The sequence below is a fragment of the Variovorax sp. ISS6 genome (assembly GCF_056523145.1).
Genome location: NZ_JAWRZC010000002.1, coordinates 796212 through 810522, shown reverse-complemented (window position 1 = coordinate 810522; position 14311 = coordinate 796212). Strand labels below are relative to the sequence as shown.

Sequence of the window (14311 nt, the reverse complement as noted above, 5' to 3'; positions counted from 1 at the left end):
CGGAGTTTCACAGTTTGAACTTGTAGCGTCGCGCGCCGGTGCTCAAGGCTCGGCGCTCGCGCCCGCGTGTCCCATGTGCATGACGCCACCGAGGCATTCGCGCGCATCCTGCTCCACCGCCGCGGCCACTTCATCGAGCGCCGCACGCACTTCGGCCAGCTTCGGCTCGCCGAACTGCTCGGCCAGCCCGGTGAGGCACACCGCCGCCATCGCGCGCCCGTTGTCGGCGCACACCGGCACCGCGAAGGCATGCACGCCGGTCACCACGTCGCCGAGGTTGACGCCGAAGCCATGGCGGCGCGAGCGGTCGCGCATCTTCTCGAGCGCGTCGAGGCGGCCGCTGCCGCGCTGCGCGATCTCCTGCTGCATGTTGTCGGCGAGGATGTTCTCGGTCTCGAGCGAGGGCAGGGTCTGCAGGATCGCGACGCCGCCGACCGAGGTGAACAGCGGCCGCCGCGTGCCCGCGTGCACCATCAGGCCGCGCAACTCGAGCGAGCCCTGGCGCACCGCGCAGACGTACTCGTTGCCGCTGCGCAGGATCAGCCAGGCGATGGCCTCGGTCTGCGCCGCCAGCTTCGCCATGCGGCGCTCGCAGGCCTGCTGGAAGGCCGCGTAGCCGGGCAGCGAGAGACCGAGCTCGTAGAGCATCGGGCCGGGGAAGTAGTGCTTGTCGGTGCTGCGCTGTTGTACGAAGCGTTCGCGCACCAGGCACGAGAGCACGCGGTGCACGGTACCCTTGTCGACCTCGCAGCGCGCCGCGAGGTCCGACAGCCGCCAGCCGAACTCGCCGCGCGCGGCCAGCTCGCGCAGGATGCGCAGGGCGCGCTCGATGCTCTGCGTGCCGTGGGAGAGGGAAGGCTGGGGGCTGCGCGAACTTCTCACCGCTCGTGTTCCTTCGATGCGCCTGCGCGGCGTTCCGGGCTGGACATCGATCGCGGCGAAGCAGCGGATGATTCTCCGCGTGCCGCGTCAGCCGGTGAAGAATCGCTCGCGCACCTGCGCGGGCAACGCGACACCCGCTGCCTCGGCCGCGCGCAGCACGCTCCAGAAGTAGCGATAGCTCGCGCGGTCGTGCAGCTCGCCCTCGTGGCGTATCGGCCCCCACTGCGCCTCGCTCGCCGCCAGCAGGATCGCGCCGGCGCGATCGGCCTGGCTCGCATCGGGTGCCATGGCCTCGACGATGGGCCGGATCTGATCGGGATGCACGCTCCACATGCGCAGGAAACCGAACTCGTGCCGCGCGCGGTACGCGTCGTTGCGCGTGGCCAGCGGATCGCGCAGCGCCAGCGACACGTTGTGCGCGGGCACGAGGCCGTTGGCCAGCGCCGCGGCCACGATGCGCGTCTTGGCGCGCACCAGCAGCGGATGCTCGAACTGGCCCGGGCTGCGCATGGCCTCGAAGCCGATCGCGCCCTGGTGGTCGCTGACGAAATCCATCAGCCCGAAGTCGAGCACCTCCAGGCCCGGCAGCGCCGCGATCTCGAACACGTCGCGCAGCGCGCCATGGGTCTCGACCAGCACGTGGACCGGGATGGCGCGCGCGAGGCCCGCAGCCGCGCGGCGCCGCTCGATGTGCTCGAGCATGGCGATGACGTCGCCGGTGCGCTGCGCCTTGGGCAGCGTGAGGTAGGCCAGGCGGTCGCCGGCCTCGCCGACCAGCGTGTCGACGTCGGCGCGCCAGAAGGCCGACGAGGCATCGTGCACGCGCGCGCCGACCCGGCCGTGGCGATTGGCCTCCGAGGCGATGGCGCGCGCGGCCATCTCGGCGTGCGCCTTTTCCTCGCCCGCGGCGGCGCCGTCCTCGCAGTCGCAGGTCAGGTCGAAGACCGGGCCGAGTTCGGCCTGCAGCTGGAGTGCCTTGTGGATCAGCTTGTCGCTGCCCGCGTAGTGCTCGCAGGGCGCGAGCGCGGGAACGAGCTTCTCGCCGGAGAACAGCGCGGCCGACGGATGAACGGGCGTGGGATGCATGAACGGTGGTCGTGAATGAACGGAGATCGGGTCACAGCGCATGGGCGGCACGCAGCCGGGCCAGCGCCTCGGCATCGAGGCCCAGCAGCTCGCCGAGCACTTCCTGCGTATGGGCGCCGAGCGCGCCGCCCAGGTGGCGCAGCAGCGGCGGCGTCTTCGACAGCCGCGGCACGGCGGCCGGCACCACGAGCTCGCCCACGCGCGGGTCCTGCACCCGCTGCAGGTTGTCGCGCGCCGCGTACTGCGGGTCGGCGAAGATGTCGTCGATCGCCATGATCGGCCCGCAGGGCACGCCGGCCGCGTCGCAGCGCGCCACCGCCTCGGCCAGCTCGAGCCGGCCGATCCAGCAGGCGATGGCGGCATTGATCTCGGCGCGGCCCGCGAGCCGCTGCGCATTGGTCGCGAAGCGGTCGGGCGCGACCAGGTCGGGCCGCTCCATCAGGTGGGCCAGGCGCTCGAAGATCTTGTCGCTCGAGCAGGCCAGCGCCACCCACTTGCCCTCGGCCGTCTGCCAGTGGCCATGCGGCACCACGTGCGGCACGTCGGCGCCGAGCCGCTGCCGCACCTCGCCGAACTTGCCGTAGGCCGGCACCAGCTCGTCGAGCAGCCGGAAGATCGATTCGTAGAGCGAGACGTCGATGACCTGGCCCTCGCCGGTCCGTTCCGCGACGCGCAGCGCCAGCAGCACGCCGAGCGCGCCCCACAGGCCCGAGATGTAGTCGGCCAGCGAGGTCGAGCCCGGCACCACGGGCGGCCCGTCGCTCATGCCCGCGAGGTGCGAGAGCCCGCCGAAGCCGTGCGCCACGCGCGCGAAGCCGGGCTTCTCGCGATAGGGGCCGGTCTGGCCGTAGGCGCTCACGCGCAGCAGCACGATGCGCGGATTGGCTTGGCGCAAGGTCTCGAAGTCCAGGCCCCAGCGCTCCAGGGTGCCGGGACGGAAGTTCTCGAGCACGGCGTCGGACTGCGCCACCAGCCGGAGGAACAGTTCGCGGCCCTCGGGCACGCGCAGGTCCAGCGTCACGAAGCGCTTGTTGCGCGCCTCGCTGAGCCACACCAGGGTGTCGCCGCAATCGGTGGGCGTGCCGAACTTGCGCAGCGGATCGCCGCCCTCGGGCTGCTCGATCTTGATCACGTCGGCGCCGAAGTCCGCGAGGATGGTGCCGCTGAAGGGCGCGGCCACGAAAGTCGCGATGTCGAGCACGCGCACGCCGGCCAGCGGAGCGGTGGAGGTCTCTGTCATCTCAGCGCCGATCGGCGTTGCCGCCCGTGTGCCGGTCGATCGTGGCCTGCCGCTGCTGCAGCGAGCGCGCGAGCTTGGCATGGGCCAGGTCGATCAGCACGCCCTTCTCGCCGATGGCCCCGTTGCCCCGCGCCGCTGCCGCCTCGAGCGTGCCGAGTACCTTGTCGGCCCAGGCCAGTTGTTCGGCCGAGGGCGAATAGACCTCGTTGGCGATCGCCACCTGCGAGGGATGGATGGCCCACTTGCCCTCGAAGCCCAGCGCCGCCGAGCGCGTGGCCGAAGCGCGGTAGCCCTCGGCATCGCCGAAGTCGGTGAAGGGGCCGTCGATGGCGCGCACGCCATAGGCGCGGCAGGCATTGGCGATGCGCGCGAGCGCGAAGTGCCACTGGTCGTTCCAGTGCCGGTGGCGCACGCCCTGCGCGTCGGGGGCGGTGAGCACCGCATAGCGCTCGCTCGGCGTGCCGAACACGAAGTCGTTGGTGCGCATATCGACCGTGTAGTCGCCGACGCCGAAGATCATCGCCTCCAGCCGATCGGACGAAGCAGCGATCTCCTCGGCATGCGCGACGCCCTGCGAGGTCTCGATCAGCACCTCGATGCCCACGCGCTTGTCGCGCCCCTTCTCGCGCTCGATGGCCGTCAGCACCTGCGCCACGAACTGCACGTCGAAGGCGGTGCCGGCCTTGGGCAGCAGCACCATGTCCAGCCGCGGGCACTCGCTCACGACGTCGACCAGGTCGCGCAGCGCCCAGGGCGTGTCGAGGCCGTTGATGCGCACGGCCATGCTCTTGCGGCCCCAGTCGAGCGCGTTGAGGGCCTCGACGGCCTGGCGCCGGGCCTGGTCCTTGAAGGCGTCGGCCACCGCGTCCTCGAGGTCGAGGAAGACGACGTCGGCATCGCTCGCGCAGGCCTTGGCGAAGAAGCGTTCCGAGGTGGCGGGCACCGCGAGCTCGGAACGTTGGAGGCGCTGGCGGCGCGGCGGGGTGAGGGTGGCGGACACGAAGGCTCCTGTGGCGGATGAAAGGGTGCGGGGGATGCGGTCGGCCTACTGGTCGACCTTGATGCCGTTGGCGACGATCAGCTCGGTCCACTTCGGGACCTCGGCCTTGACGAAGGCGCCGAAGGCACCGCCGCCGCGCAGGTCGGGCAGCGCGCCGCGCTGCGTCATGGCCTCCTGGATCGCGGGATCGGACATCACGCGGTGGATGCCCTGCTCGGCGGCCGCGACCACGGCCGGCGGCGTGTGCAGCGGCAGCAGGAAGCCAGCCCAGCCCACGGCCTCGACGCCCGGGAGACCGCTCTCGGCCACGGTTGGCACGTCGGGCAGCTGCGGCACGCGTTGGGCCGAGGTGACGGCGAGCGCCTTGAGCTGCCCGCTGCGCACATAGGAGATGGCGGCCGAGACCGTGTCCACGCCCAGCGTGACCTGTCCGCCCAGCAGGTCGCTGAGCATCACGCCGCTGCCGCGGTAGGGCACGGCCACCACGTCGATCCGGGCCTTGGCCTTGATCAGTTCGCCCGCGAGGTGCGGCGAGGTGCCCAGGCCGGCCACGCCCCATTTCTCGGCGCCGGGCTTGCGCTTCGCGGACTCGACCAACTGCCTGAACGAATCGATGCCGGCCGAGGGATTGGCGAGCACCACCAGCGGCGACAGGAACAGGCCGTGCACCGGGATGAAATCGGCCAGCGGGTCGTAGGGCAGCTTCTTGCCGTAGAGCCCGGGGTTGATCGCCATCGGCCCGCTGCCGCCGACCGTCAGCGTGTAGCCGTCGGGCGCGGCATTGCGGCCCGCGAGCATGCCGGGGATGCTGGCGCCGCCGCCCTTGTTGTCGATGAACACCTGCTGCGGCCACAGCTTGCCGAGTTCGATCGCCACCATGCGGCCGAACAGGTCGGCCGACTGGCCCGTGGTGTAGGGCACGAGGATGCGCACCGGCTTGCTCGGGTAGCCGGCCTCGGCGCGCGCGGCGCCCGCGTTTACCAGCGGCCAGGCGGCCGCGGCGCCTGCCTGCAGCAGGGTTCTTCTCTTCATGGCTGTCTCCAGTTCTTGTCGTTGGAATCCCGGTGCGGCGCCGGGCGGATTTCCGGGCGAGTTTGCGGGCGCGGTCAGGCCGCGCAGGCCGCAGGCGCGCGCTCGCGCAGCGCGCTGAAGCTGCCGCGGAAATAGATCAGCGGGTCGGCGCCGCCATCGCTGTGCACCTCGCGCACCAGGCCGATGAAGACCGAGTGCGTGCCGTGGTCGTGCGCCTGCAGCAGCTCGCAGTCGAGGCTCGCGAGCGCATCGGCCATCACCGGCGCGCCGGTCTGCTGCACGGTCCAGTCGCCGCCCTCGAAGCGCTGCTCGCCCTTCAGCCCGGTCATGCCCGCGAAGCGCGCGGCGATGTCGGCCTGGCCGTCGCGCAGCAGGTTCACCGAGAAGGCGCGCGTGCGCTCGATCACCGGGTGCGCGCTCGCGCCGCGATTGACGCAGATCAGCACGGTGGGCGGCGAATCCGACAGAGAGCAGAAGGCCGTGGCGGTGAGCCCGGTGCGTTCGCCGGGCCGGCCGGTGGCGATGACCACCGGCGCACCCGCGTGATGCTTCATGAGTTGCTTGTAGGCGCTGGCTTCCATGGGGTGCTCCTCGTGTCAGCGGTAGAGATGTTTCCAGTCGCCCGCCGCCGGACGCGCCAGGCCGAGGTTGTCGCGCAGGGTCGGGCCCTCGTAGTCGTGATGGAAGACGCCACGGCGCTGCAGCTCGGGCACCACCAGCTGCACGAAGTCCTCGTAGCTGCCGGGCATGCTGGTGGCCGCGAGCACGAAGCCGTCGCAGGCGCCGGTGCGGAACCACTGCTCCATCTGGTCGGCGACGTCGGTCTTGCTGCCGACGAAGGTGGCAAGCTCGTCGGTGGTGCCGCGGCCGCTGAAGCGCAGGAAGTCCGCGAGCGTCGGCCGTGCCAGGCCGCTCTGCGCGATCACGCGATCGAGGATGGCGCGCAGGCCGGTGATCGAGCCCAGCTCCTCGTCGGTGAAGGGCTCGTCGGGCCGCTTGGTCGCGAAGTCGAAATTCAGCACTTCCGACAGCAGCGCGAGGCCGTCGACCGGCTTCACGAGCGCGTCGATCGCGGCCTTCTTGTCCTCGGCTTCGGCGCGGCTCTCGGCCGCGATCACGTAGACCGCGGGCGCCACCTTGACCTGGGCCGGATCGCGGCCGTGCGCCGCGACCTTGCGCTTGAAGTCGGCGTACGACCTTCGCGCCACGTCGATGTTCGGATAGATCACGAACACCAGCTCGCCCCAGCGCGCCGCGAACTCGCTGCCGCGCCCGCTCTGGCCGGCCTGGATCAGCACCGGATGGCCCTGCGCCGAGCGCGGCACGGTGAAGGGTCCGCGCGACTTGAACCACTTGCCGCTGTGGTCGAGGCGGCGCACCCTGGATGCGTCGGCGAAGCGGCCGTTCGCCTTGTCGTGCAGCACGGCGCCTTCCTGCCAGGTGTCCCAGTGGCCGAGCACCACCTCGAGGAACTCGTCGGCGCGTTCGTAGCGCAGGTCGTGCGCGAGGTGCTCCTGCGCGCCGAAGTTCGCGGCCTCCGAGTTGTTGAGCGAGGTCACCACGTTCCAGGCCACGCGGCCCTGCGTCAGCAAGTCGAGCGTGGCGAACACGCGCGCCACGTGGAAGGGCTCGTAGTAGGTGGTGGAGTAGGTCGCGCCCAGGCCCAGGCGCTCGGTGGCCAGGCCCATGGCCGTGACCACAGAGATCGGATCGAGCTTGACCGCGCGCACGCCGTGCTCGACCGTGTCGCGGTGGTCGTCGCCATAGCGGTCGGGCATCGCGAGCCGGTCGTCGAAGAAGGCCATCTGGAACTTGCCGCGCTCCAGCGTGCGGGCGATGTTCTGGTAGTAGGCCGGCGTGCCATAGCCGAGCTCGGTGTCGGGGTGGCGCCACGAGGCGACCAGGTTCGAGCAGTTCTGCGCCTGCAGGAAGGCCACGAGCGTCATCTGGGGTGCGGTCATCGGATCTTGCCTCTCTCGCGACTCGTCGGAGTCATTGGGATGGCTCGAATGCTAGGTTTGACCCCGCGTGGCAACAACTCAAATAATCTTAGGCATTGTTCAGACTTTTGGAATGACGCAGGATCACCCCATGAACATCAACTTCAAGCTGATCGGCACCTTCCTCTCGGTGGCGCAGAACGAGAGCTTCCGCAAGGCGGCCGAGGAGACGAACCGCTCGCTGCCCGCGGTCAGCATGCAGGTCAAGCAGCTCGAGGAGCAGCTCGGCGTGGCGCTGTTCCAGCGCACCACGCGCAAGGTGGCGCTGACGCAGGAGGGCGAGCAGCTGCTGATCAGCGCGCGCAAGGCGCTGGCCGAGCTCGAGGTCGGGCTGTCGCACATCCAGCATGCGGCCGACGTGCAGCAGGGCCACCTGTCCTTCGCTTGCGTGCCGACCATCGCGAGCACGCGGCTGCCGGCGATCCTCACGGCCTTCGCGAAGAAGTACCCGGGCATCAGCGTGCACGTGCGCGAGCTCGCCAACCAGGACCTGCTGGAGGCGGTGCGCCGGCGTGAGGTCGACTTCGCGATCGGCCCGGTGCCCGAGAAGAAGGGCGAGCTCGAGTTCGCGCCGATCTTCGTCGACGACTACTGCGCGATGCTGCCGCGCGGCTACCAGGACAACGGCCGTGCCAGCATCTCGCTGCGCGAGCTGTCGAAGCTGCCGCTGCTCAAGCTGTCGAGCTCGACCGCCTTTCGCGACCATGTCGACAACGCGCTCAAGGCCAACGGCCTCTCGCACGAGAGCAACTACGAATTCATGCAGGTCACGACGCTGGTCGCGATGGCCGAGGCGGGGCTCGGCATCGCGCTGCTGCCGCGCGTGGCGCTGCCGCGGCGCACGCCGCTCAAGGTGGTGCGCATCATCGGGCCGGCGCTGAGCCGCACCATTGCCATCGTGACGATCCGCGGCCATTCGCTCTCACCCGCGGCGGCGCGGCTGGTGGAGATGTGCAACCAATTGATCGCCCCCGAGTAGCGAACGGCCGAACATGGACAAACGGTAATGTTCGCGGCGGTCGTGCGCGCCCGATCGTTCCTATGATCCGAAGCGAGGGCGGCCCTGTCACGGGGTCGCCGTTCCGCTCGACATGAACACCGCACCCCGCTCCTCCCTGTCGACCTGCTTGCGTGCCGGTCTGCTGTGCGCGGGCCTGTTGCTCGGGCACACCGCCGACGCGGCACGCGGGCCCGCGCCCACCGCCTTCCAGACCAGCACCTATGCGGCCGGGCTCGAACTGCCCTGGGGCATGGAGTTCATGCCCGACGGCCGCCTGCTGGTGACCGAGCGCGCGGGCCGCCTGCGCATCGTCGACGCGCAGGGCGACAAGGTCTCGACGCCGGTGCGCGGTATGCCGGCCGTCGACCGGCGCAGCCATGGCGGGCTGCTCGACGTCACCATCGATCCGGCCTTCGAGGCCAACCGCCTCATCTACCTGAGCTACACCGAAGTCGATCGCCGCCGCAACCGCGCCGGGCGCAACGGCATCGCTGTCGCGCGGGCGCGGCTCAGCGACGACGGCGCGCGTGTCGAGCAGCTCAAGGTGCTGTTCCGCCAGACGCCGAAGATCGGGGTCGGCGAGAACCTCGGCGGGCGGCTCGCGATCGCGGGCGACGGCCACCTGTTCCTCACGCTCGGCGACCGCTATGCGCCCGAGGACCGCATGCGCGCGCAGTCGCTGGGCTACTACCAGGGCAAGACGGTGCGCATCCGCACCGACGGCGCCATTCCGGCCGACAACCCCTTCGCGCAGCGCGCGGGCGCGCGGCCCGAGATCTGGAGCCTCGGCCATCGCAATCCGCAGGGCGCCTTCGTGCATCCGCGCACCGGCCAGCTGTGGGTGGCGGAGCACGGACCGCAGGGCGGCGACGAGATCAACGTGGTGCGCAAGGGCCGCAACTATGGCTGGCCCCTCGTGACTTTCGGCTGCGAGTACAACACCTGCGCGCCGATCGGCGAGGGCACCGCCAGGGCCGGCCTCGCGCCGCCGCTCGTGCACTGGGGCCTGCCGGCAATCGCGCCGAGCAACCTGATCCTCTACACCGGCGACCAGTTTCCCGAGTGGAAGGGCAGCGTGCTCGTGGGCGCGCTGGCCGGCAAGGCCGTGTGGCGCATTGAGCTCGCGGGCGAGGACGCCGCGCCGCGCGTGGTGCGGCGCGAGCCGCTGTTCGCCGAGCTCGGCGAGCGCATCCGCGACATCCGCCAGGGGCCCGATGGCGGGCTGTACCTGCTGGTGGATGGGGTGCAGGGCCGCGTGGTGCGCGTCGCGCGCGCCGACGCGAGCCTGTAGCGCCGGCGGGCGGCACAATCGAAGGCGTGATCCATCCCACTCCCCTGTGGCGTTGCCTCATCGTCGAGGACGACGCCGACAACGCCCGCTACATCGCCGAAGGCTTCCGCGCACTCGGCCACGTGGCCGTGATCAGCCGCGACGGCACCGATGCGCTGGCGCGCGCCACCAGCGAAGCCTGGGACCTCGTGATCCTCGACCGCATGCTGCCGAACGAGGTCGACGGCCTGTCGATCCTCGCCACCCTGCGCGCGCTCGGCAAGAAGACGCCGGTGCTGGTGCTCAGCGCGCTGAGCGCGCTCGACGAACGCGTGCGCGGCCTCAAGGCCGGCGGCGACGACTACCTGGCCAAGCCCTTCGCGTTCTCGGAACTGGCCGCGCGTGCCGAGGCGCTGGTGCGGCGCTCGCGTACCGGGCCCGAGATCCGCACGCTCGAGGTGGCGGACCTGTCCATCGACCTCGCGAGCCGGCAGGTGAAGCGTGCGGGCCGTCCCATCGCGCTGCAGCCGCGCGAGTTCCGCCTGCTGGCCTACCTGATGATGCATCCGGGCCAGGTGGTCACGCGCACCATGCTGCTCGAGGCGGTGTGGGACTACCAGTTCGATCCACAGACCAACGTCATCGACGTGCAGGTGAGCCGGCTGCGCGGCAAGCTCGACGCGGGCGGCGCGCCGACCCTGATCCAGACGGTGCGCGGCGCGGGCTACCGGCTGGCGCCGCCCGAACCCGAAGCCGCGCCGGCCGCCGCGCCCGCGCGCCGATGATCCCGGCGCTGCGCCAGCTCTGGCGCTCGGTCGGCTTCCGGCTGGCCTTCTACTACGGGCTGCTGGTCGCGATCACTATGCTGGCTTCGCTGGCGATCGTCTACATGCAGACCGTGGGCGTGCTGCAGCAGCGCATGGTGCGCCAGGTGGCGGCCAGCGTGCAGCAGTTGGTGGTGCGCCACGAGGCGCGCGGTGCCGAGGGCGTGGCGGGCGAGATCGGGCACTTGCTGGCCGACGACCGCCATTCCGACAACGAGGTCTACCTGCTGGTGGACCGCGAGGGCCGCAAGCTCGCGGGCAACCTCGACCAGATGCCCTCGAGCGCGCCCGACGCGGGTGACGGCGTGCACCGGCGCGTGCTGCGCAACGGCCAGGGCGTCATCGCCTACCTCGTGATGCGGCCGCTGCCCGACGGCAGCATGCTGGTGGTGGGACACGACCTGCGCGACCAGGAGTCGATCGAATCGCTGGTGGCGAGCGCGAGCGCGGCGGCCGGCATCGTCGCGGTGCTGCTGCTGATCGGCGGCACCTTCGTGTTCCGGCAGGAGCTCGAGCGCAGCGTGGGCGCGGTGCGGCGCACGGCCGCGCGCATCGCCGCGGGCGAGCTGCAGGAGCGCGTATCGCCGTCGGGCGAGGAGGACGAGTTCGCGCTGCTCGAGCACGACATCAACGCCATGCTCGACCGCATCGAGTCGCTGATGGACGGTGTGCGCCATGTCTCCAACACCATCGCCCACAACCTGCGCACGCCGCTCACGCGCGTGCTGGTGCGGCTGCGCGCGGTGGAGGCGGGCCTGCTGGCCGACGACGCGCAGCGCGGCGCGGTCGCCACGGCGATCCGCGAGCTCGAGGAGCTCGCGGTGGTGTTCGAGAAGCTGCTGCAGATCGCCGAGGTGGAGGCGGGCGCGCGGCGCCAGCAGTTCGCGCCGGTGGCGCTGCACGTGATAGCCGACGACGTGGCCGAGCTCTACGAGGCCGTGGCAGAGGTGCAGGGCATCGCGCTGCGACGCGAACCCAGCGATGCAGCCACGGCGCTCGGCGACCGCGACCTGCTCGCGGGCGCGGTCGCGAACCTGGTCGACAACGCGCTCAAGTACTGCGGTGCCGGTGCGGTGGTTCGCATCGGCACGCGGACCGTGAACGGCCGCGCGCAGCTCTTCGTGCAGGACGACGGACCGGGCATCCCGGCCGCAGAGCGCGAGCGCATCGGCGTGCGCTTCCACCGGCTCGACCGCAGCACGCCGGGCCATGGCCTGGGCCTAGCCAGCGTGCGCGCTGTGATCGCGCTGCATGGCGGCCAGCTCGCCTTCGAGGATGCCGCGCCCGGGCTGTGTGCGCGCATCGACCTGCCCGGCGAGGACTGAGGCGCGCCACATTGCCGAACGGCAATGTTGTGTTCACGCACGGCAAGGCCGCGAATTCCTAGGATCGGCGGCTCGCACTTTCTCGTGCCAGTCGCACGGGCCGCGCCGCGGTCCCAGCCATTTCCCAGGAGACATCAACGGTGAGAATCAAGAGTCAGAGAGACTTCTGCTCGGGCGTGCTCTTCAGCGCCTTCGGCGTGGCCTTCGCATGGGGCGCCACGACCTACAACGTCGGTACCGGCGCCCGCATGGGCCCGGGCTACTTCCCCCTGATCGTGGGCATCCTCATCGCGCTGATGGGCGTGCTGATCACGCTCAAGGCGCTGTCGGTGGAGACCGACGACGGCGAGCCCGTAGGGCGCATCGCCTGGAAGCCGCTGATGTTCATCATCGGCGCCAACCTGGTCTTCGGCGTGCTGCTCGGCGGCCTGCCGAGCATCGGCCTGCCGTCGATGGGGCTGATCGTCGCGATCTATGCGCTGACCTTCATCGCCAGCCTCGCGGGCGACAACTTCGGCTGGAAGGGCGTGACGGTGCTGGCCACCGTGCTCGCGCTCGGCAGCTACCTGGCCTTCGTGGTCGCGCTCAAGCTGCAGTTCCAGGTCTGGCCGACCTTCATCGCCGGCTGATCTCGCTACAAGAAGAACGAAAAGACAAGACAAGAGAACCATGGACCTGATCACCAACCTCTCGATCGGCTTCGGCGTCGCCTTCACGGCGCAGAACCTGGTCTACGCCTTCGTCGGCTGCCTGCTGGGCACCCTGATCGGCGTGCTGCCCGGCATCGGCCCGGTCGCGACCATCGCGATGCTGCTGCCCGCGACCTATGCGCTGCCGCCGGTGTCGGCGCTCATCATGCTGGCCGGCATCTATTACGGCGCGCAGTACGGCGGCTCCACCACCGCGATTCTCGTGAACCTGCCAGGGGAATCCTCCTCGGTGGTGACGGTGATCGACGGCTACCAGATGGCGCGCAAGGGCAGGGCCGGGCCCGCGCTCGCGGCCGCGGGGCTCGGTTCCTTCTTCGCCGGTTGCGTGGGCACGCTGATCCTGGCCGCCTTTGCGCCGCCGCTGACCGAGCTGGCCTTCAAGTTCGGCCCGGCCGAATACTTCTCGCTGATGATCCTGGGCCTGATCGGCGCCGTGGTGCTGGCCTCCGGCTCGCTGCTCAAGGCTATCACCATGATCCTGCTCGGCCTCGCGCTGGGGCTGGTGGGGACCGATGTGAACTCGGGCGTGGCGCGCTACAGCTTCGACATCCCCGAGCTCACCGACGGCATCGGCTTCATCGCCATCGCCATGGGCGTGTTCGGCTACGGCGAGATCATCGCCAACCTCGCGGTGCCCGAGCACGAGCGCGAGGTCTTCACCGCCAAGGTCAAGGGCCTGTGGCCCACCAAGGAAGACTTCCGCCGCATGACGCCCGCGGTGCTGCGCGGCACCGCGCTGGGCTCGGCGCTGGGCATCCTGCCCGGCGGCGGCGCGCTGCTGTCGGCCTTCGCGGCCTACACCATCGAGAAGAAGATCAAGCTCAAGAATGGCGAAGTGCCGTTCGGCAAGGGCAACATCCGTGGCGTGGCGGGCCCTGAGTCGGCCAACAACGCCGGTGCGCAGACCTCCTTCATCCCGCTGCTGACGCTGGGCATCCCGCCCAATGCCGTGATGGCGCTGATGGTCGGTGCGATGACGATCCACAACATCCAGCCCGGCCCGCAGGTGATGACCAGCAACCCGGAACTGTTCTGGGGCCTGATCGCCTCGATGTGGATCGGCAACCTGATGCTGATCGTGCTGAACCTGCCGATGATCGGCATCTGGATCAAGCTGCTGACCATTCCCTACAAGTGGCTGTTCCCCTCGATCGTGCTGTTCTGCGCGGTGGGCGTGTACTCGGAGAACAACAACACCTTCGACGTCTGGATGGTCGCGATCTTCGGCATCGTGGGCTACCTGTTCCTCAAGCTCAAGTGCGAGCCCGCGCCGCTGCTGCTGGGCTTCATCCTCGGGCCGATGATGGAAGAGAACCTGCGGCGCGCGCTGCTGCTGTCGCGCGGCGACTGGAGCGTGTTCGTCACGCGGCCGCTGTCGGCCGGTCTGCTCGCGGCGGCGCTGCTGCTGCTGGTGGTGGTGCTGCTGCCTTCGGTGAAGGCGAAGCGGGAAGAGGCGTTCGTCGAGGATTGAACGGGGCGCTATCCTCGGCGGATGCTGGGCAATAGCGGGTGCTTATCGCCCGCTGCCCGAGCCTTTCATCCAAGGATTCCCCTTCTTCGTAAGCTTGGTGGCCAAGTGAGGAGCGGCAAGGCCACGCGTTTCGCCCGGGAGTCGTAGTGCATCATCCGCTGCTTGCTTCATGACACGCGCGTCCTCGGCGGAGGCCGACCGATGCTCTATGGCATGAAGATTCATTCGCTGCAGAAGATCGCCATACCAGTCCAGACCAAGCAGCTGCATCGCGACAGCGCGCGGCAGCACGCCGTGGGCATAGGCCCCCAAAATGGCCTTCTCGGCCACTGGAGCGCTCAGGAGCATCGCCGCAGGGCGGCGATCCCTTTCGATCAACACGCTGACACCTTCGTCCTTTTCGACAGCCTCAAGAAACTCGCCGAGTAGGCTCTCGAAATTGGAGGCGGTCACAATTCGCATGGCAGGGTC

The 14311-nt window shown here is 70.1% G+C and carries 14 protein-coding genes; 6 read left to right on the top strand and 8 right to left on the bottom strand.

Features of this window, described 5'->3' with window-relative positions; translation table 11 throughout:
• Positions 1–42 precede the first annotated feature (42 nt).
• The 7 genes from AC1HIL_RS35375 to AC1HIL_RS35345 form a co-directional block, all read right to left on the bottom strand.
• Complete coding sequence (locus AC1HIL_RS35375) at positions 43–882, bottom strand: IclR family transcriptional regulator (RefSeq protein ID WP_479668927.1); 840 nt, start codon at positions 880–882, stop codon at positions 43–45.
• Positions 883–969: 87 nt separating this feature from the next.
• Positions 970–1968 (bottom strand): HpcH/HpaI aldolase/citrate lyase family protein, encoded by a 999-nt coding sequence (locus AC1HIL_RS35370; protein ID WP_479668928.1) that lies wholly within the window; start codon positions 1966–1968, stop codon positions 970–972.
• Between the two features lie 31 nt (positions 1969–1999).
• Complete coding sequence (locus AC1HIL_RS35365; protein WP_479668929.1) at positions 2000–3208, bottom strand: CaiB/BaiF CoA transferase family protein; 1209 nt, start codon at positions 3206–3208, stop codon at positions 2000–2002.
• Position 3209: 1 nt separating this feature from the next.
• A complete protein-coding gene (locus tag AC1HIL_RS35360; protein WP_479668930.1) occupies positions 3210–4208 on the bottom strand; it encodes an HpcH/HpaI aldolase/citrate lyase family protein in 999 nt (332 codons plus the stop codon).
• A 45-nt stretch (positions 4209–4253) separates the two neighbouring features.
• The gene (locus AC1HIL_RS35355) at positions 4254–5240 is read right to left on the bottom strand and encodes a Bug family tripartite tricarboxylate transporter substrate binding protein (RefSeq protein WP_479668931.1); all 987 of its coding nucleotides are present in this window, start codon (positions 5238–5240) and stop codon (positions 4254–4256) included.
• Positions 5241–5314: 74 nt separating this feature from the next.
• Positions 5315–5821 (bottom strand): flavin reductase family protein, encoded by a 507-nt coding sequence (locus AC1HIL_RS35350; RefSeq protein WP_057589724.1) that lies wholly within the window; start codon positions 5819–5821, stop codon positions 5315–5317.
• 15 nt (positions 5822–5836) lie between these two features.
• Positions 5837–7201: an LLM class flavin-dependent oxidoreductase gene (locus AC1HIL_RS35345; RefSeq protein WP_479668933.1), complete on the bottom strand. Its 1365-nt coding sequence runs from the start codon at positions 7199–7201 to the stop codon at positions 5837–5839.
• Between the two features lie 130 nt (positions 7202–7331).
• Here AC1HIL_RS35345 and AC1HIL_RS35340 point away from each other — a divergent pair, with 130 nt between their 5' ends.
• From AC1HIL_RS35340 to AC1HIL_RS35315, 6 genes are all read left to right on the top strand, one after another.
• Positions 7332–8219: a LysR family transcriptional regulator gene (locus AC1HIL_RS35340; RefSeq protein WP_479668934.1), complete on the top strand. Its 888-nt coding sequence runs from the start codon at positions 7332–7334 to the stop codon at positions 8217–8219.
• A 112-nt stretch (positions 8220–8331) separates the two neighbouring features.
• Complete coding sequence (locus AC1HIL_RS35335; protein ID WP_479668935.1) at positions 8332–9531, top strand: PQQ-dependent sugar dehydrogenase; 1200 nt, start codon at positions 8332–8334, stop codon at positions 9529–9531.
• A gap of 44 nt (positions 9532–9575) precedes the next feature.
• Complete coding sequence (locus tag AC1HIL_RS35330) at positions 9576–10295, top strand: response regulator transcription factor (protein WP_208514190.1); 720 nt, start codon at positions 9576–9578, stop codon at positions 10293–10295.
• The gene (locus AC1HIL_RS35325) at positions 10292–11659 is read left to right on the top strand and encodes a sensor histidine kinase (RefSeq protein WP_479668936.1); all 1368 of its coding nucleotides are present in this window, start codon (positions 10292–10294) and stop codon (positions 11657–11659) included. Before AC1HIL_RS35330 ends, AC1HIL_RS35325 begins: the two co-directional genes overlap by 4 nt.
• A gap of 140 nt (positions 11660–11799) precedes the next feature.
• Positions 11800–12288, top strand: a complete 489-nt coding sequence (locus AC1HIL_RS35320) for a tripartite tricarboxylate transporter TctB family protein (protein WP_479668937.1) — start codon at positions 11800–11802, stop codon at positions 12286–12288.
• A gap of 40 nt (positions 12289–12328) precedes the next feature.
• The gene (locus AC1HIL_RS35315; RefSeq protein WP_093352978.1) at positions 12329–13840 is read left to right on the top strand and encodes a tripartite tricarboxylate transporter permease; all 1512 of its coding nucleotides are present in this window, start codon (positions 12329–12331) and stop codon (positions 13838–13840) included.
• A gap of 42 nt (positions 13841–13882) precedes the next feature.
• Here AC1HIL_RS35315 and AC1HIL_RS35310 read toward each other — a convergent pair whose 3' ends face one another.
• Positions 13883–14302, bottom strand: a complete 420-nt coding sequence (locus tag AC1HIL_RS35310) for a hypothetical protein (RefSeq protein ID WP_479668938.1) — start codon at positions 14300–14302, stop codon at positions 13883–13885.
• Between the last annotated feature and the right edge of the window lie 9 nt (positions 14303–14311).

Coding starts and splice junctions, on each gene's coding strand:
- AC1HIL_RS35370 (WP_479668928.1), bottom strand. CDS start 1,968: ATGCATCCCACGCCCGTTCATCCGTCGGCCGCGCTGTTCTCCGGCGAG.
- AC1HIL_RS35365 (WP_479668929.1), bottom strand. CDS start 3,208: ATGACAGAGACCTCCACCGCTCCGCTGGCCGGCGTGCGCGTGCTCGAC.
- AC1HIL_RS35355 (WP_479668931.1), bottom strand. CDS start 5,240: ATGAAGAGAAGAACCCTGCTGCAGGCAGGCGCCGCGGCCGCCTGGCCG.
- AC1HIL_RS35350 (WP_057589724.1), bottom strand. CDS start 5,821: ATGGAAGCCAGCGCCTACAAGCAACTCATGAAGCATCACGCGGGTGCG.
- AC1HIL_RS35345 (WP_479668933.1), bottom strand. CDS start 7,201: ATGACCGCACCCCAGATGACGCTCGTGGCCTTCCTGCAGGCGCAGAAC.
- AC1HIL_RS35340 (WP_479668934.1), top strand. CDS start 7,332: ATGAACATCAACTTCAAGCTGATCGGCACCTTCCTCTCGGTGGCGCAG.
- AC1HIL_RS35335 (WP_479668935.1), top strand. CDS start 8,332: ATGAACACCGCACCCCGCTCCTCCCTGTCGACCTGCTTGCGTGCCGGT.
- AC1HIL_RS35325 (WP_479668936.1), top strand. CDS start 10,292: ATGATCCCGGCGCTGCGCCAGCTCTGGCGCTCGGTCGGCTTCCGGCTG.
- AC1HIL_RS35315 (WP_093352978.1), top strand. CDS start 12,329: ATGGACCTGATCACCAACCTCTCGATCGGCTTCGGCGTCGCCTTCACG.
- AC1HIL_RS35310 (WP_479668938.1), bottom strand. CDS start 14,302: ATGCGAATTGTGACCGCCTCCAATTTCGAGAGCCTACTCGGCGAGTTT.